Annotated in this window: 20 protein-coding genes; 9 read left to right on the top strand and 11 right to left on the bottom strand. The window is 29.2% G+C overall.

Annotated elements, in window-relative coordinates; translation table 11 throughout:
* The first annotated feature begins 122 nt into the window (after window positions 1–122).
* The 3 genes from DIS07_RS05935 (at window position 123) to DIS07_RS05925 (ending at window position 5428) form a co-directional block, all read left to right on the top strand.
* Window positions 123–2207, top strand: a complete 2085-nt coding sequence (locus DIS07_RS05935; RefSeq protein ID WP_181374549.1) for a sensor histidine kinase — start codon at window positions 123–125, stop codon at window positions 2205–2207.
* A gap of 5 nt (window positions 2208–2212) precedes the next feature.
* Window positions 2213–2773: a response regulator transcription factor gene (locus DIS07_RS05930; protein WP_109404306.1), complete on the top strand. Its 561-nt coding sequence runs from the start codon at window positions 2213–2215 to the stop codon at window positions 2771–2773.
* A 90-nt stretch (window positions 2774–2863) separates the two neighbouring features.
* On the top strand, window positions 2864–5428 hold the full coding sequence (locus tag DIS07_RS05925; protein WP_109404305.1) for a choice-of-anchor H family protein: 2565 nt from the start codon (window positions 2864–2866) through the stop codon (window positions 5426–5428).
* 480 nt (window positions 5429–5908) lie between these two features.
* On the opposite strand, the gene DIS07_RS05920 is transcribed toward DIS07_RS05925, so the two are convergent.
* Complete coding sequence (locus DIS07_RS05920) at window positions 5909–6244, bottom strand: single-stranded DNA-binding protein (protein WP_109404304.1); 336 nt, start codon at window positions 6242–6244, stop codon at window positions 5909–5911.
* 157 nt (window positions 6245–6401) lie between these two features.
* On the opposite strand from DIS07_RS05920, the gene DIS07_RS05915 reads away from it, so the two are divergent.
* From DIS07_RS05915 to DIS07_RS05905, 3 genes are read left to right on the top strand one after another with little or no spacing between them, the layout of a single operon-like run.
* The gene (locus DIS07_RS05915; RefSeq protein ID WP_109404303.1) at window positions 6402–6956 is read left to right on the top strand and encodes a GNAT family N-acetyltransferase; all 555 of its coding nucleotides are present in this window, start codon (window positions 6402–6404) and stop codon (window positions 6954–6956) included.
* Window positions 6946–7296: a hypothetical protein gene (locus DIS07_RS05910; RefSeq protein ID WP_109404302.1), complete on the top strand. Its 351-nt coding sequence runs from the start codon at window positions 6946–6948 to the stop codon at window positions 7294–7296. Before DIS07_RS05915 ends, DIS07_RS05910 begins: the two co-directional genes overlap by 11 nt.
* A gap of 52 nt (window positions 7297–7348) precedes the next feature.
* A complete protein-coding gene (locus tag DIS07_RS05905; protein WP_109404301.1) occupies window positions 7349–8056 on the top strand; it encodes a hypothetical protein in 708 nt (235 codons plus the stop codon).
* A 7-nt stretch (window positions 8057–8063) separates the two neighbouring features.
* On the opposite strand, the gene DIS07_RS05900 is transcribed toward DIS07_RS05905, so the two are convergent.
* Complete coding sequence (locus DIS07_RS05900; RefSeq protein WP_109404300.1) at window positions 8064–8528, bottom strand: CBS domain-containing protein; 465 nt, start codon at window positions 8526–8528, stop codon at window positions 8064–8066.
* A 108-nt stretch (window positions 8529–8636) separates the two neighbouring features.
* Here DIS07_RS05900 and DIS07_RS05895 point away from each other — a divergent pair, with 108 nt between their 5' ends.
* Window positions 8637–10934, top strand: a complete 2298-nt coding sequence (locus tag DIS07_RS05895) for a M28 family peptidase (protein ID WP_109404299.1) — start codon at window positions 8637–8639, stop codon at window positions 10932–10934.
* A 55-nt stretch (window positions 10935–10989) separates the two neighbouring features.
* On the opposite strand, the gene pyk is transcribed toward DIS07_RS05895, so the two are convergent.
* The 5 genes from pyk to DIS07_RS05870 all read right to left on the bottom strand — a co-directional run bounded on the left by pyk (window position 10990) and on the right by DIS07_RS05870 (window position 15225).
* A complete protein-coding gene (gene pyk, locus DIS07_RS05890) occupies window positions 10990–12417 on the bottom strand; it encodes a pyruvate kinase (RefSeq protein ID WP_109404298.1) in 1428 nt (475 codons plus the stop codon).
* A 4-nt stretch (window positions 12418–12421) separates the two neighbouring features.
* Window positions 12422–12892, bottom strand: coding sequence for an IPExxxVDY family protein (locus DIS07_RS05885; RefSeq protein ID WP_109404297.1), 471 nt, complete (start codon window positions 12890–12892; stop codon window positions 12422–12424).
* Window positions 12893–12983: 91 nt separating this feature from the next.
* Entirely contained in the window at window positions 12984–13721 is a 738-nt protein-coding gene (rnc, locus tag DIS07_RS05880; protein WP_109404296.1) for a ribonuclease III, read from the bottom strand.
* Between the two features lie 6 nt (window positions 13722–13727).
* Complete coding sequence (gene fabF, locus DIS07_RS05875) at window positions 13728–14981, bottom strand: beta-ketoacyl-ACP synthase II (protein ID WP_109404295.1); 1254 nt, start codon at window positions 14979–14981, stop codon at window positions 13728–13730.
* 7 nt (window positions 14982–14988) lie between these two features.
* Window positions 14989–15225, bottom strand: coding sequence for an acyl carrier protein (locus DIS07_RS05870; protein ID WP_004569249.1), 237 nt, complete (start codon window positions 15223–15225; stop codon window positions 14989–14991).
* 173 nt (window positions 15226–15398) lie between these two features.
* On the opposite strand from DIS07_RS05870, the gene purN reads away from it, so the two are divergent.
* The gene (gene purN, locus DIS07_RS05865) at window positions 15399–15962 is read left to right on the top strand and encodes a phosphoribosylglycinamide formyltransferase (protein ID WP_109404294.1); all 564 of its coding nucleotides are present in this window, start codon (window positions 15399–15401) and stop codon (window positions 15960–15962) included.
* 1 nt (window position 15963) lies between these two features.
* Window positions 15964–16599, top strand: a complete 636-nt coding sequence (locus DIS07_RS05860) for a ribonuclease H1 domain-containing protein (RefSeq protein ID WP_109404293.1) — start codon at window positions 15964–15966, stop codon at window positions 16597–16599.
* A gap of 31 nt (window positions 16600–16630) precedes the next feature.
* Here DIS07_RS05860 and DIS07_RS05855 read toward each other — a convergent pair whose 3' ends face one another.
* The 4 genes from DIS07_RS05855 to DIS07_RS05840 all read right to left on the bottom strand — a co-directional run bounded on the left by DIS07_RS05855 (window position 16631) and on the right by DIS07_RS05840 (window position 21635).
* A complete protein-coding gene (locus tag DIS07_RS05855; RefSeq protein WP_109404292.1) occupies window positions 16631–19300 on the bottom strand; it encodes a carboxypeptidase-like regulatory domain-containing protein in 2670 nt (889 codons plus the stop codon).
* A 45-nt stretch (window positions 19301–19345) separates the two neighbouring features.
* Window positions 19346–20098: a GLPGLI family protein gene (locus DIS07_RS05850; protein ID WP_109404291.1), complete on the bottom strand. Its 753-nt coding sequence runs from the start codon at window positions 20096–20098 to the stop codon at window positions 19346–19348.
* A gap of 63 nt (window positions 20099–20161) precedes the next feature.
* Window positions 20162–20365, bottom strand: coding sequence for a hypothetical protein (locus DIS07_RS05845; protein ID WP_109404290.1), 204 nt, complete (start codon window positions 20363–20365; stop codon window positions 20162–20164).
* Between the two features lie 523 nt (window positions 20366–20888).
* On the bottom strand, window positions 20889–21635 hold the full coding sequence (locus DIS07_RS05840; protein ID WP_181374548.1) for a GLPGLI family protein: 747 nt from the start codon (window positions 21633–21635) through the stop codon (window positions 20889–20891).
* Window positions 21636–21650: the final 15 nt, after the last annotated feature.

Genomic DNA, 21650 nt, shown 5'->3' with positions numbered 1-21650 from the left:
CATTTAAAAACTTTTTTGACATGTTCAATACTCAATATTGAGTATATTTTAAGAGATTTTAACATTTTTAATGTAACTTTTTAGAAGTTTTCTTAATTTTATAAGGTATCATGACCCAACTTTTGAAAAAAAGAAAATTTAACTTCTTAGATTATCTATTAAACCCTTATGTGATTTCATTTTGTATCACAATTGGTGTTTTGTTGCTACTTCCTAATTATTTTAACAAGTATCTTTTGATTGAAGGTAATGATAAGAAATTTAACACTAAAGATAGTCGTTTCTTTTATGAAGATATCGACAATGATGGGTTAAGCGAAAAAGTTATTTTAATTAACAATAATGAAACTAAAAAGGCTAGTTACATGTTGTTTCATGATAACGGAGATTTAATAGATCAATTTAACCTAGATACTGAATTTGATTTGGATAAACAAGCTTGGTTTCAAGATACTAATGCCAATAATATCAAAGAGATTTATATCCTTACAAAATCTAATGATTCTATTTTTTTAACTATTCAAGAACATATTAGTTGGGAAAAACCCGTAAAAGAAAAGGTATTTGTTGATGCCATAACTCCTTTTAATGGAGTCTATCATTTTAGAGGAGGAAGACCCAGTAGTTTATATAATTTAAACTACCCTAAAAAGTATGTTCACTTTAGCATTTGTGTTGGATATGGTGGAAATCCAAGAAGTGTATATAGATATGACCCTACAACAAAAACCATTCTTAAATCTCCTCATTTAACCAATTCTTTTGGAATTTCTGATTTTTTTGATGTTGATGATGATGGAAAAGCAGAAATATTTTTAGGTTCTTATGCAACTGCAAATACTATCGATTCTATCTTCACTAAAAAATCAGACTCTAAGATTTGGATGAACTTTTTGGACGATAATTTAACCTTCTTATTTGAACCCAAGGCTTATCCATTTATTGGCACATTATATCAAAAGGGGATTATTGAAAATGAACAAAAATTTATCATTTCATTAATTGATTCAAAAGAAAAAGAGAAAGGAACTTCAAAACTACTCAAACAAAATACTCAAGGAGAGATTGTTTTAGAGAAAATTTTGGACAATTGTGATTACTCCAAAATTAAAAAAGTTAAGAACGATGAATTTTTAACCTTAGATCAATTAAATAGAAAAATTAGAGTTTTTAATTATGAATTAGATCAAATCGATGAAATATATGTAGGAGGAAATTATGGTTCATACTATACTTATGATATCAATAAAGACAATAGAAAAGAACTTATACTTTATGATAACAATGTGTACACACTAACAATTTATGATGAAAGTTTAAAACATGCCGTGTCTGTTTCACTCCCAACATCAAAAACAAAATTGGTAGAAATAGGAGTACGCTATCCAAATGCAACTGACTCTCAAATATTCATTCATTTAGAGAGTGGTGTGTTCTATTATAATTATGTCTTAAACCCCTATTATCCAGTTCGTTTTCTTTTTTATTTTGGTGTTTATGGTTTTGTATTGTTACTCACTTTTTTAATTGCAAAAGGGCAACAAATTCGTGAACAACGTAAACGAAAACTTGAAAAGGAAATTGCAGATTTACAATTAAAAACAATTAAAAATAAAGTAGACCCTCATTTTGTATTTAACGCAATGAATACCATTAGCGAAATGTCTTTGATGGATGACAAACTAGAAATAGATCGTTTTATCAGTCGTTTTTCTAATTTTATGCGAGGTACTTTAGAGCATTCAGATAAAATTTCTACCACTCTTAAAGAAGAAATTACCTATACAGAAAACTTTATCAAACTACAGCAAATCCGTTTTAATCATCAATTTGAATATTCCATTTCTGTAGACAAAAACATTGACAAATCTTTTAAAATTCCAAAACATAGCATTTTTAGCTATGTAGAAAATGCACTAAAATACGGTTTACCTTCTCAAGAAAAAGGGAATTTAAAAATTAAAATAGATAAGATAAAACAGCAAATTGTTATTCAGATTCAAGACAATGGTGCTGGTTTTAACAAAGCCAACAAAAAGAATCATAAAGGAACAGGAAATGGATTAAAAATTATGAATAAAATTTTTAATTTATACGAAAACAGATACAAAACAAAGATTGAACATACAGTGCAAGAATTAAAAAACGAAACTGAAATAAAAGGGGTTTTGGTAACTATCAAAATTACACCCAATACCAAAAATTAAACGCTATGAGTAAAATAAAAACTGTATTAATAGACGATGAAACCCGTTCTTTAAACCGTTTAAAAATATTACTAACCAACTTTAAAGAAGTAGAAGTTATTGGCGTTTTCGAAGATGCCGATTTAGGAGTTGCCTTTATTACCAAACACGAACCCGATTTGGTTTTACTAGACATAGAAATGCCCAAAAAATCGGGTATAGAAATTGCTGAAGAAATTAACAAATTAGCTATTGATACTAAAATTATTTTTGTTTCTGCACACGACCATTATGCTATTAAAGCCATTAAGACTAGTGTGTTTGATTACTTGTTAAAACCGATTTCTATTGACGAGCTTAAAATTGCTTTGCAACGTTTTACGACAAAATATCAAATAGATTTAAGCCAACGTGAATTACAAATTATTCGTGAACTTGCCAATGGTTTAAACTCTAAAGCTATTGGCGAAAAACTCTTTATTAGCAGACATACTGTAGATACTTATCGTAGAAAAATTTTAGAAAAAACGGGCTGCCATAACTCTTCAGAGTTGATAAAGTTTGCAACATCGCGTAATTTGGTGTAGTAAATTTACTCATTGTTGAGTATTGTTATACTTTCTTTTAATTACTAGGTTTTGAGATTTGTTTTTGACTTTAGTTGAAAATTTATTTTTATGAGGAAAATTACAATATTTATCTGGTTTTTATCAATCTTTTCAGTTGCTCAAGAAGTTGAGAAAAAAAGTCTAATTTTTAAAGAAATTGGATTTAATAGTTCGTTTTTAAAGAAACAAAGTCAAAACGTTATATATAATATTAAAGATTTAAGATGGACTAATAAAATAGATCAAGACAATGATGGATATGATAGGTCAAGAAAATTAGAATTTAATCCTGATGTTAGTAATGGTTCAGCAACAATTTATGCAAATATTTATTATAAACTATCATCATCAACAAGATATGTTTTTTATAAAAAGACAGGTAATATTGGTATTTCTGGTAACACTAATAGATATTATAGTGTAGATATTAATTCTCTTAACAGGGGAATTTATGATTTTAGAATTGATTTAGTTGATGCTAACACCAAGGTAGTTAAAGATTTTGAAAACGCTAATTCAAAAGCTATTCTAAATGACGAAAGATTTGAAAAAACCTCTGAGGATCCAACTCAACAAACATTTAACATAACATCTGCCTCGTGGACAAATATTGTCGATAATGATAAAGATGGCTATCGTAGTTCAGGAAGACTGGTCTTTAGACCTTCTGTGAGCTCTGGAACTGCTACTGTATACGCTAGAATTTACCGAAAATTATACAACTCAAACAATTATAGCCTATACAAAACAACCAATAATTTTAGCATTTCTAGTGTTGCTTCAAACTCTTACAATATTGATATTGGTGGTGCTAACGGTGAACTCGCTAGAGGAATTTACGACTTTAGAATTGACCTCTTTAAATCTGGCTCAACATCAATTAAAGCTACTAGAGGACCTAGTAATGATCCTGATTTAAATGACGAAAGATTTGAAAAAACCTCTGAGGATCCAACTCAACAAACATTTAACATAACATCTGCCTCGTGGACAAATATTGTCGATAATGATAAAGATGGCTATCGTAGTTCAGGAAGACTGGTCTTTAGACCTTCTGTGAGCTCTGGAACTGCTACTGTATACGCTAGAATTTACCGAAAATTATACAACTCAAACAATTATAGCCTATACAAAACAACCAATAATTTTAGCATTTCTAGTGTTGCTTCAAACTCTTACAATATTGATATTGGTGGTGCTAACGGTGAACTCGCTAGAGGAATTTACGACTTTAGAATTGACCTCTTTAAATCTGGCTCAACATCAATTAAAGCTACTAGAGGACCTAGTAATGATCCTGATTTAAATGACGAAAGATTTGAAAAAACCTCTGAGGACAACTCTAACAATACAAATTGTATCTTTGTAAAAGATACAGATGCTTTTAAAGCAACTAAAAATAACATAGAAATAGTTTTAGAAAACTCAAAGACCCTAAAAGGGTTTCAATTTGATGTTGAAATACCTATTGGGTTTACATTTCAAATTCCAGATCTTAAAAAGTCACCTTTATTAGATAATTTTCAAGTTTCAGGTTCTTATATCAATAGTAATACTATAAGAATAATTGCATTTTCTCTAAATAATGCTGTAATAAGTACTAACAAACAATCTCTGTTAACCTTACCAATCTACATTGACAAGAGTGTTACAGAAGGTAAATATCAGATTCCAATTACTAATAAAATTATCTCAGATGTAAATAATGATAATATAGCATCCAATTGTACTGCTGATGGTACTGTGACTGTGAAAAGCGGTATTCAAGGAGATGTAAACAGCGATTTAGTAGTTAACATTCTAGATATTCTTGGTGTTGTTGACCATATTTTTGGAAATACTCCAAGTAATTTTAATAGTGCTTTAGCGGATTTGAATACTGATAATACAATAAATGTACTCGATATTTTAGAAATTCAAGATATTATATTAGGTAGTAACACCTCTTCTAAATCAACAATTAATCATAGTAAAACAGACCTTAATTATTTATTTATCAAAGATTTGACAGTTTCCCCAGATTCTAACAATAAACTAGAAATTAAGCTAAAAAATAATAACATTATAAAAGGAATGCAGTTTGATGTTGAATTACCAAGTGGGGTTACATTTAACCCAAGTGATATTGAAAGTACAACAAGGTTAGATGGATTCAATGTAAGTTCCAATAAGTTATCGGGAAATACTTATAGAGTTTTAATTTTTTCCCTAACTTCTAAAACATTACCTGTTGGAGACGGAACAATTTTAAAATTGCCAATTTCAATTAGCTCTGATATTTCTTTAGATACATATCCAATTACTTTTACAAAGGTTACGCTTTCAAATACTAATAATGTCAATGTTGCTTCAACTCCCGAAACAATTGGTAATATTATAATCAACACTTTAAGTAATTACGAATTAGAAAAGAATTTCTCTTTTTTAGTTTTTCCAAACCCAGCAAAAGACAACATTACTATTACTAGTAGTTTTGAAATTAACAAAGTTGAAGTTTACTCCCTATTAGGAAAACGTGTAATAGAAAGTACAACCACTAAATCAATAAATATCAAGAAATTATCAAACGCTATATATTTTGTAAAAGTAATAACAAAGAGGGGAAGTGCTATTAAAAGGTTCGTAAAACAATAGTCTTTTGAGGGGAAATTCTGCTTTGAATTAGTATAACAAAGGTTATAAAGATTGCTTCACTTGTTTAGTTATTAATAAGTGAAGTAATCATTTTTTATTTTGGTAGATTATTAATAAACCTAACAACACTTATAGCTTTGTCTAAATAAAATCACCAATTTTTATTCTTTTTAACACTGATAAATGAATTCTAGAATTTAAGGCTTAACCAAATTAATTTAAAATTCTTATTGGTTCTTTTCCAGAGATTTTGCTTCTGTAGTTTTTACCATTTCTTGTTAACTCATAAAACCTTTCCCTCTTTATTTACAAAAGAAATAAACAGTCTTATCATAAAAACTGCTGGAAAAATTGCTGCTTCTGTTGCAAACATTAATAAATCTGAGTTAATGCTAGTTGCGAAATTGAGTTTGGATCTAAAAAAAATCGTCTAAAATTACATTTTAGACGACCTCATTTTTCATAGCAAATTTCCCTTAATTATTTCCCTCCTAAAAGCAATAGCTCATTCACTAAAATTTCTGTTACATAACGTTTTTCTCCACTTTCTGTATTATAGGTTCTGTTAGTCAATTTTCCTTCTACTGCAATTTCTTGACCTTTATTTACATAGTTTTCTACGATGTTTACGAGACCTCCTTTTATTACAATATTGTGCCAATACGCACGCTCAACTTTGTTTCCTTCTTTGTCTTTGTAACTGTCATCTGTTGCCAAGGAAAATTTTGCCATTTTGTTTCCATCTTTAAAGGTTAAAATTTCTGGATCTTGACCTAATCTACCAATTAATTGTACTTTGTTTCTTAACGCATTCATAAGATAAGTTTTTATTTATATTGAATTTCATTAGTTCAATTCAACACTGCAAAGTTGCAATACCATCACATTTTTATTCGGTTACAAAACAATTACTTTCGGTTGTAATTATTTGTAAACGTTTGTAATCGTATAATTATGCCTATATTTGACATCTATGCAATTCTACTTAGAAACAGAAAGACTTATTCTTAGAGAGATTCAAGACAGCGATGTTAATGGAATGTTTGAGTTAGATTCGGATGCTAAAGTACATCACTATTTGGGGAGAAATCCTATTTCAACAAAACAAGAGGCTAAAAAAAACATAAATTTTATTAGACAACAATACAAAGAATTTAAAATTGGCCGTTTTGCAGTTATCGAAAAAAAATCTGGGGAATTTATGGGTTGGTCTGGTTTAAAATTAAATAAAGGAAAAAAGGAAGCTTTAAATGGTTATCAAAATTTTATTGATATTGGCTATCGATTTATTCCTAGGTTTTGGAATAAAGGATACGGTCTAGAGTCTGCTGTTGCTTGTTTAAATTATGGGTTTACAAAAAAGAATTACAATGTTATTTATGGAGCAGCTGATATTGAAAATATAGGTTCTAACAAGATTTTACAAAAAATTGGATTGCAGTTTGTAAATGAATTCGACTATAAATATGAGCAAAATATTATAAAAGTAAATTGGTATGAACTAAAAAAAGAAAACTATGGAAAATAGAAAGTGCTTAGAATGTAATGAAATTGTTAAAGGTAGAATTGATAAAAAATTCTGTTCTGATTATTGTAGAAATGCATACAACAATAAAGTAAATAAAGACAGTAAAAACCTAATTAGAAATATTAATAATCGTCTCCGAAAAAATTATAAAATATTATCAGAATTAAATACTTCAGGAAAAACAAAAGTGTCTAGAACTAAACTATACGATAAAGGTTTTGATTTTAATTTTTTAACTTCTATTTATACCACAAAAACAGGAAACACTTATTTTTATATCTATGATCAAGGCTACTTGCCCTTAGAAAACGAAACCTTTTTACTAATTAGAAGAGATTAATTTGTAACATTTATATTCTTATTGATACCTATAAATGTATTAACAATATGCTATGATTTTTTTAACTTCTAATTTTGATTCTTCAATTCTCATTTTTATTTTCATTACTGTTGCTATCGTATTAATCTTTATTTCTTATTATTTTGGTTCAAAACAGAAAGTTTTAAGAACCCTTTCTAAACTTCAAGACAAAAGAATTATGAGTCTAAAATCTAATGAGTTCTCAAGGGTTACAGGTAAAGCACTTCATGTAAAAACGCCTCTATTAGCTCCTTATAGTAAAAGAAAGTGTATTTTCTATTCAATAAAAATTGAGCAAAAAAAGAGTAGTGGAAAAAATAAATATTGGAGAACTATTATCAAAGAAGAAAAAGCTCAGGAATTCTTTTTAGAAAAAAATGGCGATTTTGTAATTGTAAAACCCAATCAAAATCCTAAGAATTATCTAAGCCATTTAGTCGTTGATAAAAAAACCAATTCTGGAACCTTTAAAGACCCAACTCCAAAATTTGAGACACTGCTAAACCATTACAATATTAAAAGTGAAGGTTTCTTTGGTTTTAATAAAACGCTTAGATACTCTGAAGCTGTTATAGAAATTGGAGAACAAATTACAGTGGCAGGTATTGCAAAATGGAAAAGCCTAAAAGAGGCCATAGACGGATATTCTTACTCTAAAATTGTTGAATTAGAAAGTTCCGACAAACAGAAATTAATTATTACAGATCTACCAAATATTAAATCGAAAAAGAGGTTATAGAAATTTTCTACCAAGTATTTCCTTTAACATTATCTGCCGCTTTTAATACATCTTTCTGACTTAGTTGGCCAATTAATTTACCATTTTCCACAACAGGAAATCTTCTTCTTCTAGATGAAATAAACTTAAATGCAGCATCAAAAATATTCATATTTTTATCAATGGTATCAACATCTGTTACCATATATTTTCCAACAGTATTATTTCTATCTGATGGCATATTATAGTATTTACTTTCAGATATATGTTTGATGCAATCTGTTTCAGAAATAATACCAACCAATTCATTTTTATCATTTACTACAGGACCACCAGATATTTTATGGGTGATTAATTGATGAATTACATGATCTAAAGAATCTTCTGCTTTAAAAGTAATTAATTTTTTTGTCATATAATCAGACACTAAAATTTGTGCTTCTTCTTTACCTTGACTTGTATCTCTTTTTCCTTGAAAGCTCTTGATTCCCATAATAGTTCGTTTTTAGTTTGATTTTAAATTTACCAAAATTTCTGTCTTATACAACATTTACAATAAGTTTTTTTTATTTCTTACATTTATAAAAATTAAACAAAATAAATGAAATCCTTTTCCACGCTTGTTTCTGTTCTTATAATTCTTGGTGTTGTATATTGGAGTTTTTCTGACATGAAACCGTCATTACCATCAGAAAAATCGACTTCTAAAACTGAATTTTCTTTAGAAAATGCTTTATTTCATTTAAAAAATATTAGTACTCAAGTACATCATGTTGGTTCTAAAAATCATAAAGAAGTACAAAATTATATTGTAAGAGAATTGCAAAATATGGGTTTAGAAACAGAAATTCAAACCCAAACAGCCATTAATAAAAAATGGTTTGCAGCTACAACTTCAGAAAATATTTTAGCAAGAATTAAGGGTTCTGAAAATGGTAAAGCTTTACTGCTTTTAACACATTACGATTCTAACCCACATTCAGCTTTAGGAGCAAGTGATGCTGGTTCTGGAGTAGTTACTATTTTAGAAGGTATTAGAGCTTTTTTAGCAAAGAAAACAAAACCAAAAAATGATATTATTATTCTTATTTCTGATGCTGAAGAATTAGGATTATTGGGCGCAAAAGCTTTTGTAAACGCACATTCTTGGGTAAAAGATATAGGTTTGGTTTTAAATTTTGAAGCTAGAGGTAGTGGTGGCCCAAGTTATATGTTAATGGAAACCAATGGAAAAAACAGCAAACTATTAGGTGAATTTTTGGCTGCAAAACCCAATTATCCTGCTGCAAATTCTTTAATGTACAGTATTTATAAAAAACTACCAAACGACACCGATTTAACCGTTTTTAGAGAAGAAGCTAATATTAATGGGTTTAATTTCGCTTTTATTGGAGATCACTTTGACTATCATACAGCACAAGATTCATATGAACGATTAGACAGAGAAACACTCTTACATCAAGCAGATTATTTTACTACCACAGTGAATTATTTTGCGAATTCAGACTTGTCTAATCTAAATTCAGAAGAAGATTTTGTCTATGTGAATTTTCCTTTTATCCGATTATTAACTTTTCCTTTTACTTGGGTAACCCCCTTATTAATTATTGCAGTTGCTCTTTTTTTAGTATTGATTTTCTTCGGAATAACAAAAAGAAAACTTTCTTTAAAAGGGATAATAAAAGGTTTAGGCATTTTTCTTATGTCTATCCTTTTATGTGGAGGAATTTCCTTCGGATTATGGAAATTAATATTGATGATTCACCCAGAATATAAAGATATGTTGCATGGATTTACGTATAATGGATATCAATACATTACTGCTTTTGTATTTTTAAATCTTTGGATATTATTTAAATGTTACAAATACATCCATAAACACCAAAAAACAACTGATTTATTAATTGCTCCCATTCTAATTTGGCTAATTATCAACTTTTTAATTAGTGGTTCTTTAAAAGGTGCTGGTTTTTTTATTATTCCTGTTTTTTGCGCTTTAGCCATTTTAACATTAGCCATCTTTATGGATTTAGAAGAAAAATCGAAACGAATTTTATTCACTATTATATCAGTACCAACCATCTACATTTTTGCGCCTTTAGTAAAAATGTTTCCAGTAGGTTTAGGATTAAAAATACTCTTTGTCAGTGCCATTTTTATCGTTTTAGTTTTTGGATTGATGATTCTTACTTTTCATCAAAACAAAAATTTTTGGATGCAAAAAACTGTTGGTTTTTTTGCAATTATTTTCTTTGGTTTAGCAACTTATAATAGTGGTTTTTCTTATGATAAAAAGAAACCCAACAGTTTGGTTTATATTCAGAATTCTGATGATAAAACTGCTTATTATGGAACTTACAACCATACTTTAGATGAATATACCAAACAAATTTTTGATGAAAACGCAACTAAAGGAAGCATTTTAAATGCAGAAACTAGAAGTAAATATAATACTCGTTTTACTTATCATAAAAAAACCGATTTTAAAAACCTTCAATCATCAGAAATTACATTAGATTTAGACACCGTAATTGGTAACAAACGTTTTATAGAAATATCGATTTCTTCAGAAAAAAAGGCAAATAAATTAGAGTTTATCACTAAAAAAGAACTCAAATTGCATCAATTTAAGGTTAATGATGTTTTGGTAAATGATGGTAAAAATTACATAGTAAAAAAAGGAACTTTCTTGATATATCATATAGGAAATCAAGATAAAGCGGTAACGCTTTCTTTTAGTGTTAGTAAAGAATATGAATTTGACATTATTCTAAATGAAATCTATTATGATTTATTAGAAAACCCCAAATTTATATTAACCCCAAGAACTGATAAAATGATGCCAATGCCTTTTGTAACAAACGATGCTATTATAATCTCAAAAAAAGTGAAGTTATAAAAAAAGCATTCTTAAAAAATTAAGAATGCTTTTTATGTTTTATAGATTTTGTTTTCTACTCTATTTCAGAAACACGTAAAGTATTTACCATACCCTGCGCTTCAGCAGGCATAGAAGTAAGATTAATCATAAAATCTCCTTCTTTAACAAATCCTTTCTCTTTAGATATTTTGTTAATGTCTACCACTGTTGCATCTGTCGTTAAGTTGGCATCATAGAAAAAAGCTTTAACACCCCAAAGTAAATTTAGTTTCCCTAAAATTCTTCTTTCTGAAGAAAAAACTAATATTTTAGCTTGTGGTCTCCAAGCAGAAATCTGGAAAGCAGTATAACCACTTCTAGTTAATGTAGAAATTGCTGCTGCATCAATATCATTAGCCATTAAAGCGGCATGATGACAAACAGATTTTGTAATAAATCTATTGGTTCTAATATGCGGAGCCTCATGAGGTACTTTTATCATTCTAGAGTTCTCAACAGCTTTAATAATTTCTGCCATTTTTTGAATAACTCTTGCAGGATGTTTCCCTACTGAAGTTTCTCCAGAAAGCATTACTGCATCTGCACCATCTATAATTGAGTTTGCTACGTCATTTACCTCTGCTCTTGTTGGTACAGAGTTATCTATCATAGTCTCCATCATTTGAGTAGCAATAATTACAGGAATTCTTGCTCTTTTTGCACGTCTAACTAATTTTTTCTGGATTAAAGGAACGTCTTGCATCGGAATTTCTACTCCTAAATCTCCACGCGCTACCATTAATCCATCGCAATATGGAATTAAAGCATCCATATTTGCAACCGCTTCTGGTTTTTCGATTTTAGCAATAACTGGAACTCTATATTCTGAATGTTCATCAATTAGATCTCGTAACATTCTTAAATCTTCTGGGGTTCTCACAAAAGATAAAGCAATCCAATCTACTTCTTGCCCTAAAGCAAAAATTGCATCTTCTTTATCTTTTTCTGTCAAAGCAGGAAGTGATATTGCTGTGTTAGGTAAGTTTACACCTTTTTTAGATTTTAAAGGTCCACCAACAATTGTTTTTACCACAACTTCATTTTCTTTGTTTGTAGAGATTACTTCAAACAAAAGTTTTCCATCATCTACCATAATCTGTTCTCCAACTTTTACATCTTTTGGAAAACGTTGATAGGTCATATACGCTCTTTCTTTGGTTCCTGTACATTCATCAGTTGTAAAAGTAAAAATATCTCCATCGGCTAACTCGACACCTTCTTCCATTACACCAACTCTAAGTTTTGGTCCTTGTAAATCGGCTAAAATGGCAACATTATATCCATTTTCCTCATTTATTTCTTTAATGGTTTTTACCGTCTTTTTTACATTGTCGTAATTTGCATGAGAAAAATTAATACGAAATACGTTTACTCCTTCTTTTGCTAATTCTTTTAAAATTTCTTTACTATCTGTTGCAGGTCCTAATGTTGCAACTATTTTTGTTTTTTTATAATCAATCATATAATTAAAATATTAAAAAGTCTTTCGACTTTAAAGTGTTTTTATCTATTGAATATGCCGTAATAACATTATCAATATTTTTAATTTTTTGTACAGTTTTCATTACAAATTCATATTCTGATTCTCCACATATTTTTAAAAAAAAATCTACTTTTTTCTTTTCAGGAATTAAATATGTCTTTGTTTCTGATGTTAATAATAACTCGTTAGATACTGTTTGGTTTTCCCTTCTGTAGCTATTTGCTATTAAAAACCAATCGTAACCATATTTTATGTTCTCGTAATTATAAATAGAAAATGAAGCTTTCTTTTTTTCTCTAGTAAATTCTAAATCTTCTTTGGCTTTATAAAACTTTGTTTTTAAAGTTTTGTTAAGTAGGTACGCAAGTTTATAGTCTTCTAAGGTAGAATGGATTCCAATTAAAGAATATTCTTCTTCACAAAAATCATCTAATTCTAAAGCATATACCTGCATAAATTATAATTACTTATAGTTTTTATGAGTTAGCTAAATTACGAATTAGTTTACGAGTTTTGTGTTAATTTAACGAAAACGTTATCGCTTATTAAGTTAAATTTATTTGGTTTTGAAAAGCGTAATACACTCTTTTCGAAGCTTGTTCTTCTGCTTTTTTCTTAGAGGTTGCTCTTCCTTTAGCAATTTGTTCGCCATCAATACTAATCTTAACACTAAAGTGCTTAACAGACTCATTACCAGAGTCTTCATAAGTATCGAAAGCGTATTTTTTCTTTTGTTTTTGGCACCACTCTATGATAAGTCCTTTATAACTTGTAATTTTTCCTTCTAATTTTTCAATATCAACATAAGGAATTATTACATTTTCATAGATAAATTTTTGACAAGTATTGTACCCTCTATCTAAATAAATTGCGCCAATTAGTGCTTCGAAAATATTTCCGTGGATATTATCGCCAACATTGGCTTGATCTATATTACTTTTTACAAACCGGATTAAATTTAAATCTTTACCCAGTTCGTTTAAATGTTCTCTACTTACAATTTTAGAGCGCATTTGTGTTAAATATCCTTCTGTACCTGAAGGAACTTTTTTGTATAAATAAGCAGCAATAACAGAGCCTAAAATAGAATCTCCTAAGAACTCTAAGCGTTCGTAATTAATAGGTATTCCTTTTCTATCTAACATTTGCACAGATCTGTGTGTAAATGCTTTTTTGTATTTGTTAATTTTTCTAGGTGAGAATTTTAGAAGTTTTTTTAATTCGATATATAATTCAGCATCCTCTTGTTTATGAGGCTTCACTATTTTACGAATAAAATTCATAGAGTATTAATCTTCTAACTTTCTGAATGCAACACAAGCATTATGACCTCCAAAACCAAATGTATTACTCATAGCTACTTTAATTTCTCTTTCTTGAGGTTTATTTAGCGTTAAGTTTAATTCTGGATTAATATTATCATCTATAGTCGAATGATTTATTGTTGGTGGTACAATACTATGCTTCATTGCTAAAATAGAAGCTATAGATTCTATAGCACCAGCTGCACCTAATAAGTGCCCAGTCATAGACTTTGTTGAATTGATATTGATATTTTTAGCATGTTCACCGAACACTTCTGAAATTGCTTTTAATTCAGCAACGTCTCCTAAAGGTGTAGAAGTACCATGTGTGTTAATATGATCTACATCCTCTGGATTAATGCCAGCATTTTCAAGACAGTTTTTCATCACAGCAATAACACCAATTCCTTCTGGGTGTGGAGCTGTCATATGATATGCATCAGATGACATTCCTCCTCCAATAACTTCTGCATAAATTTTAGCTCCTCTAGCTTTAGCATGTTCGTAACTTTCTAAAACAATTGCTCCTGCTCCTTCCCCTAAAACGAAGCCATCTCGTTCTGCATCAAATGGTCTTGATGCTGATTCTGGACTTTCGTTTCTCTCAGATAAGGCTTTCATTGCATTAAACCCTCCAACACCAGCATGAGTTACCGCTGCTTCTGAGCCACCTGTTACAATAACGTCACAATGTCCTAATCTAATATAATTTAAAGCATCTATCATTGCATTAGCCGATGAAGCACAAGCTGAAACTGTTGTATAGTTAGGTCCCATAAATCCATTTTTAATAGAAATATTACCGGGTGCTATATCTGCAATCATTTTAGGGATAAAAAATGGGTTAAATCTTGGTGTACCGTCTCCAGCACCAAAATTAATAGCTTCATTTTGGAAAGTTTCTAAACCTCCTATTCCAGCTCCCCAAATTACGCCAACACGTAATTTATTAATGGTTTCTAAATCTAAATTAGCATCTGCGATTGCCTCATCTGAAGCAACCATAGCATACTGGGTAAATTTATCCATTTTTCGCGCCTCTTTTCTATTGATAAAATCGGTCGCATTAAAATTCTTTAATTCACATGCAAAACGAGTTTTGAACTTGGCAGCATCAAAGTGTGTTATAGGTGCTGCTCCGCTAACTCCGTTAACAAGGGCGTTCCAATATTCTTCAATATTATTACCTATTGGCGTTAATGCGCCAAGTCCAGTGACTACAACTCGTTTTAACTGCATATAAATATTACTTTTTTGCTTCTTCGATATAGCTTACGGCTTGACCTACTGTTCCGATATTTTCAGCTTGGTCGTCTGGAATTTGAATATCGAATTCTTTTTCGAATTCCATAATTAACTCAACAGTATCTAAAGAATCTGCTCCTAAATCATTTGTGAAGCTAGCTTCTGTTGTTACTTCATTATCGTCTACTCCTAATTTATCTACGATAATAGCTTTTACTCTTGATGCAATGTCTGACATAATTTTTTGTTTTTTAAAATTTAAATCGGGGCAAAAATACAAATCTTTACAATTATAACTAATTTTTGTCCGAAAAATGATTACTAAAAGTAAAGAAAAATAATTAATCTCCCTTTAAAAATAATCAATTTGTTAATAATTATTCTTTTTTTTGTAACCTAGATTTATAGTATATGAAGCGTATTGTTGTTTTTGCTTCTGGTTCTGGAACGAACGCAGAGAACATTATTAAGTATTTTAATCAAACTAAGACAGCTATTGTTACTAAAGTGTTGTGTAACAATGAACATGCCAAAGTTTTTGAAAGATGTAAAAATCTGAATGTAAACTGCTTACATTTTAAAAAAGAAGATTTTTATACTTCTAATTTTATACTAAATGTATTACAAAAAGAAGCCGATTATATCATTTTAGCTGGTTTTTTATGGAAAATTCCACAAAATATTATTGATGCTTTTCCTGATAAAATCATAAATATTCATCCAGCTTTATTGCCAAAATATGGAGGAAAAGGTATGTATGGAATGAACGTTCATAGAGTTGTAAAAGAAAATAATGAAACAGAGACAGGTATCACAATTCATTATGTAAATGCCAATTATGATGAAGGAGCCATCATTTTTCAGGCAAAAACAGCACTAAATGACAAAGATTCTCCTGAAAAAATAGCCGAAAAGATTCATATTCTAGAACAAAAGTATTTTCCTAAAGTAATAGAAGAAGTAATTTTATATTAAAATGCCTAAAAAAAAGTTTTATGTAGTTTGGAAAGGGAGAACAACTGGTGTTTTTTCTTCTTGGAAAGTATGTAAACAACAAATTGATGGTTTTGAAGGCGCTCAATACAAATCTTTTACCAATTTGAATGAAGCTAAAGTTGCTTCTTCTAAAAAATACGAAGATTATAAAGGTAAAAACACCAAAAAACCAACATTAACTAAAGCAGAGAAAGCAAAATGTGGTTCGCCTATTTTAGAAAGTATTGCTGTTGATGCTGCTTGTGCTGGAAATCCTGGAAAACTAGAATATAGAGGTGTTCTAACACATGACAAAAAAGAAATTTTTAAGAAAGGCCCTTTTAATAAAGGAACCAATAATATTGGCGAGTTCTTAGCTTTGGTTCATGGAATAGCGTTTCTAAAACAAAGAAATAAAGAAGATATTCCAATTTATTCTGATTCTAAAATTGCCATGAGTTGGATTAAACAAAAACGTTGCAAAACCAACATTCATTTTGATGCTTCTAACAAAGACTTGTTAGAACTGATAAAAAGAGCTGAAAAATGGTTGAAAGTGAACTCTTTTAAAAACCCAATTCTTAAATGGGAAACCAAAGCGTGGGGAGAAATTCCTGCTGATTTTGGGCGGAAGTAAATTCAGTACGAAGTATGCAAGACTAGAAATTCTATAGATTGTATCCAATAGAAAACAGCAAAATTCTGGGTAAAATAAAGGTTCTTCTGTCTGAAATTAAAAAGTCGTTAAAGCTATTGCTTTGTTTAAATTGAGCATTAAATAAATTCTGTGCTTTCAGTTTAAAAGACCAAGCACTATTTTCTTGTCTGTACGATAGCGTTGCATTGGCTATTTCATATACATTTTTTTGATTGAGTGTTTTGTTTTGATAATTGCTTTTGGTGTAATCGAAGTTAAAAATAAAGCCCTCTAAAAAATCATAATCAACATTAATAAACGGTGATGTGGTGGTAAACTTTGAGGTATTATTACTAGATATAAATCTACCAACATTTTGTTTAAATCCGATTTCTAAAGTCGGGAAATCATCAAACAAGGTTTCAATAGCAATCTCATAATCGTAATTTTTATTTTTATTGGTTTGCAAAACATTATCTATTTGCTGTAAATATTGATTGTTAAAAAAACCAACATCAAATTTGTATTTAAGCTCTTTTATGGTTTTTTCTAAGTGAATATTTCCTCGTAAACTTTCTGATGGATTGTCAAACAATTGCGCTGTTAAAAATTGATTGACTCTCAGTGCAGGGTTTGTGTTATTGGTGTCAAATTGAACTGTATTTCTCACTCCTTTTACTTGTTTGTTATAACTTAAAGAAGAAAAAAGGAGTAAACCTCTGTATAAGCTAAACCTGCTGTAATAAATTCTTGCTGCATGAAATAGATTATTTTGCAAACGCTCATTTCCTCTAAAAACGGAATTGTATGATTGTAAGAAAAACCGATTTGCAAACCTGCTAGCATCAGAAAAAGATGTTTTTAAATTATAGTTAATTGTTATTTTTTTTGATTTATTAAACTCAATTTTTGCTAAAAACTCAGGTAAAATCACCCACTTATTTTGGTCGAGTTGTGTTTGCTGATGTAAACTCCAATTGTAATTATGAGCAAAAACACCTTGTTTTACGGTAAAAATTCCAGTTCTAAACTTATACTGTACTCCTACAAACAAATCGTTCAATTTAAAATCTAGGTCGTTTCCAAATCCGTTTTGAGCAAAATTATTGGTAGTTCCATCATCTAAGGTTTGGCTATCATCAGTAAAAAATTGTTCTAACAATAACTTGTTACCCATAGTTGTATAGATATGATTGTTGTTGTTTACCTCCCAAAAATGTTTAAAAACGGCATCTATATTTTGTGTTGTGGTATTTTTAATTTGATTAATGAGATATAGACTTTGCTCAGTAATCGGAATTAAGCCATTAAACGCATTATCTTGAGTTTGCCAAAAAGCGTTTTGGTTATTCTTATCAAAAACATAATTAACAATAGATGAAAACGTGTGTTTGTCTGATTGTCTTTTATGCCATTCTATATTTTGGTTGATGTAAGTCGCTATCAAATTTCTATCTGTACCAATCGTATTCGTATTTGCGGCTACAACTGAAACAAGACTATTTTCATTTGCATTATTCGTTCTTTTTATTTGAGTTCTAGCATACCATTTTTCTTTGTCATTTGGTGTATATTCTACATTTAGATTACCTATACCCAACGTATTGTCTGCTACAGTGGTATTTGTTCTGTCTTCTGTTAATGTTGCATATTGATTTTGGGTTTCTATAGCATTTTTAATATCAGAATTCGAAAAAATAAAATACCCAGCAACATCTAGTTTAGAAGATGTGGTTTTTGTAATATTCAATGCCCCAAATTTTTGTCGACTTTCTACTACATCTCGATTTTGTAGAAATTGCGAAAAATCTCCGCCTTTGTAATTAAAGTTTCCGCTAAAAATAGCATTTACACCTCCAGAAAAACTCATATAGTCTCTGAATGTAAAGGTTTTTTCGCCAATGTTATTGATATTTCCAATAAAATTGACGTTGGTTTTAGGTGAATAATAAAACAAATTGGCACTTGTTTTGTAAAAATTTGAATTGCCTTTACCTGCTTCTAAATCTCCAAATACAAAGCGTTTTTTATCTTCTTTGAGTTGGATATCCATAGCCATATCATCAGAATCTGTGAGTCCTTTTAAAAAAGCTACTTCGTTATAATTGTCAATTACTTTTACTTTATCTACAGCATCTGCAGGTATATTTTCTACCGCCAATTTAGAGCTGCCCCCAAAAAACTTTTTACCATCTACCAGCATTTTAGTTACTTTTTTCCCTTGTACTGTAACACTACCATCTTTGTTTACTTCTACACCTGGTAATTTTTTGAGTACGTTTTTTAGTTTACGCTCAGAACCGTCTATAAATTTTTGAGTATTGTAAGTGGTGGTATCTCCTCTAACAGTTACTGGCATTTCTATAACCACCTCGTCTAATTGTTCTGAAGATTGTTGTAATACAAAGTCTTTCTTTGTCGATTTTAATGCAACAAACTCATAATTTATTGGTTTGTACCCTAAATAGGAAATGCTAATGGTAATGGTATCTCCTTTTGCTAATACTAATTTATAGTAGCCTTCATTATCTGTAATGGCAAATTGTAGATTTTTAGATACATCTTTAGGTTTTGCAATAACATTGGCATAGGATAATGGGTTTTGTAAACTGTCTTTTATAACTCCATATAGGGTCACTTTTTGAGAGAAAGTTGTGATGCTAAAAAGTAGTAGGATGTAAGTTAGGGGATTCTTTTTCATTGTTTTACTTTTATTTCAGCTTTATTCTTTTTTAATTTTTTTGTTTTAATTCTGAAGTATAAACTTCTTTTTCTTATATAATGTTTGTCCTATTTCATCTAATTCATCCTGAGTAACTAATTTCCCCTTTTCTGAAAAATTAACCTTTATTTTATTCTTCTTGTTAATAATAACTATTTTAGAAGCAAGATATCTATAATTATCCTCAATAAGTTCAAGTATTAAACCAGGAAGTCCACCATATCCTTTTGGACCAAAATTTACAGGTATATCTGGAGCATACCATGCAGTTATTTCTTTTTTAAAGATTCCTTTATTATTTTTAATCATCAAATAAGAAGTAGCTTTAAAACATTTATACTTGCCAACTAGTTTACTATTATTCGTTAAGCTCCATTTTAAATTATCCAATTCACTAACAACAATATAGTTTTCTCCATAAACATTTTTACTAATCTTTCTTCTATTTGTTTTATAGTTGCTGTAATAAACATTATCAGCTTTTAATAAAGCGTTAGCTATTTTATAACTTTTATTATTATCATTCTGTAATGATTCCTGCTTAAGAAATATTGATTCTGATCCTTGAAATTTTAGTTCAAATTCAAATCTATTATTCTCTAAGCTTTTATTGATAAATCTCAACATTCCATTATACTTTTTATCCTTATTATCTATTGTTTTAGAGTCAATTAAGGCTTGCTCGACAGAAAATTTATAAACTACTCTTCCCGCATAATTTTGAGAAAAAGTTTTTAAAAAAAAGAATAAGGAAACTATTATTAAATTTTTTTTCATGGTATAAAATTTATGAGTATAGCGAGAGATTTAAAATCCCTCGCTATTAGTTATTAAATTGAATTACTCACTTGCTGTCTCGCAGATTTCATAAATAAGATTAGCAACTTCATTGGCTGTTTCCATATCAACTCCTTTATCTTCTAAATCGCCTTGTAAATCAAAAGCAATCTCAGAACAACTTTTATCCTTTGTCATTAAAGAATTCGCATTCATTATAGTTCCTGTTGCAAAAACAAAAACCATTGCTAATATTAATTTTTTCATTATATAAATTTTGTAATCCAAACTTATATTTGGATTTGTTTATTAAAAATTTTTAGAATTCTATATGAATTAACAAGTTTAAAATTCTATAAAAACTTGTAGAAAAAGGCTTACTTTTGCAAGGCTTCTTCTGCTTGTTGTTGTTTATTTACATAGGCATTTGTGTTAAGTTATACATTGGTTTCGCGATTTTTTATATTTCTTAATTCCGCAAGCGGAGGTTTTTTTATCAGTAGGCAGTAGGCAGTAGGCAGTAGGCAAAACTAATACTTATAGAATCTACTAGTTTTTAATTTTACTACTTTCTTATTGTTGTATATCTGCTTTTCTTTTCATAGCAATTTCTTTTCTCAAATTTGAAAAACATTTTTTAGCTTACCAAATAAATCGTATTCCATTATGGCATACCCATTTATGGTGATAGGATAAACTCACGGTTTTTGGGTATGCCAAAATGGAAGGTTTTTAAACTTATTTTTTTCTTATTTCTTGTTTTATTGTCAAAACAAAAGGTATATTAAACTTAGAATGAATTTCTTCTGCTCTCATACATTTTTTTACCTAAAGCTTCGAAGTCTTTTAAAGAAATTATTTTCCCTTTTGTTGGTTTTTTTAATTCTAAAAAATCTAATTTTTTAATTTTTTTTATGGTATATGATAAATAGCCAATGTCTAATCTAACAATTAAACCTGGTAAACCTCCGTAACCTTTTGGCCCATGATTAAAAGAAATTTCAGGAACAAACCAAGCTATTACATCATGATAACTGATCCCTTTAGAAGATTGAATTTTTTTTTGAGTTATCGCTTTAAAACAGGTATACTTTCCAATTTTTTTTGAAATACTACTAATTTCCCATTTTAACTTGGGCTTTTTTACAATAAAATCTTGACCATAAGCATTTTTTTTATGAAGTAATTCATTTTTAAATGAATAATAAATACCTCTATATCTTAAAAAGATTTTAGCACTTTTATATTCTTTTGTTTCTATTCTATTTGGTTTATAAAATTTTGATTTATCCCTATTAAAATCTAAATTATAGTATTCGTTTTTAGAGAATTTAATTGCGTTCAAGAATCGATTTTTCATATCCAAACTTAATTCAGCTTTCATTTTGTCTTTAGGATCTGAAGGCGATTTAATTTGATTTTTTTCATATCTTTTCTTAACTTCTAAGGAGTCTATCAAAAAATCTAATTTGTAAATAGCTCTATAATTTTCTTGAGCACTAAGATTTATTGAAACGAATAAAATTATAATACTCAAGAGAATTCTCATTTT

Origin of the sequence: Polaribacter aquimarinus (assembly GCF_003129485.1) — a bacterium.
In the GTDB taxonomy this organism is placed as follows: Bacteria; Bacteroidota; Bacteroidia; order Flavobacteriales; family Flavobacteriaceae; genus Polaribacter; species Polaribacter aquimarinus.
Note: the sequence above shows the minus strand (reverse complement) of the source record. Positions and strands in the feature narration are given on the sequence as shown.

Coding starts and splice junctions, on each gene's coding strand:
- DIS07_RS05860 (WP_109404293.1), top strand. CDS start 15,964: ATGCCTAAAAAAAAGTTTTATGTAGTTTGGAAAGGGAGAACAACTGGT.
- DIS07_RS05930 (WP_109404306.1), top strand. CDS start 2,213: ATGAGTAAAATAAAAACTGTATTAATAGACGATGAAACCCGTTCTTTA.
- DIS07_RS05885 (WP_109404297.1), bottom strand. CDS start 12,892: ATGCAGGTATATGCTTTAGAATTAGATGATTTTTGTGAAGAAGAATAT.
- DIS07_RS05870 (WP_004569249.1), bottom strand. CDS start 15,225: ATGTCAGACATTGCATCAAGAGTAAAAGCTATTATCGTAGATAAATTA.
- DIS07_RS05915 (WP_109404303.1), top strand. CDS start 6,402: ATGCAATTCTACTTAGAAACAGAAAGACTTATTCTTAGAGAGATTCAA.
- DIS07_RS05895 (WP_109404299.1), top strand. CDS start 8,637: ATGAAATCCTTTTCCACGCTTGTTTCTGTTCTTATAATTCTTGGTGTT.
- DIS07_RS05850 (WP_109404291.1), bottom strand. CDS start 20,098: ATGAAAAAAAATTTAATAATAGTTTCCTTATTCTTTTTTTTAAAAACT.
- DIS07_RS05920 (WP_109404304.1), bottom strand. CDS start 6,244: ATGAATGCGTTAAGAAACAAAGTACAATTAATTGGTAGATTAGGTCAA.
- DIS07_RS05900 (WP_109404300.1), bottom strand. CDS start 8,528: ATGGGAATCAAGAGCTTTCAAGGAAAAAGAGATACAAGTCAAGGTAAA.
- DIS07_RS05925 (WP_109404305.1), top strand. CDS start 2,864: ATGAGGAAAATTACAATATTTATCTGGTTTTTATCAATCTTTTCAGTT.
- DIS07_RS05845 (WP_109404290.1), bottom strand. CDS start 20,365: ATGAAAAAATTAATATTAGCAATGGTTTTTGTTTTTGCAACAGGAACT.
- DIS07_RS05910 (WP_109404302.1), top strand. CDS start 6,946: ATGGAAAATAGAAAGTGCTTAGAATGTAATGAAATTGTTAAAGGTAGA.
- rnc (WP_109404296.1), bottom strand. CDS start 13,721: ATGAATTTTATTCGTAAAATAGTGAAGCCTCATAAACAAGAGGATGCT.
- pyk (WP_109404298.1), bottom strand. CDS start 12,417: ATGATTGATTATAAAAAAACAAAAATAGTTGCAACATTAGGACCTGCA.
- fabF (WP_109404295.1), bottom strand. CDS start 14,981: ATGCAGTTAAAACGAGTTGTAGTCACTGGACTTGGCGCATTAACGCCA.
- purN (WP_109404294.1), top strand. CDS start 15,399: ATGAAGCGTATTGTTGTTTTTGCTTCTGGTTCTGGAACGAACGCAGAG.
- DIS07_RS05905 (WP_109404301.1), top strand. CDS start 7,349: ATGATTTTTTTAACTTCTAATTTTGATTCTTCAATTCTCATTTTTATT.
- DIS07_RS05855 (WP_109404292.1), bottom strand. CDS start 19,300: ATGAAAAAGAATCCCCTAACTTACATCCTACTACTTTTTAGCATCACA.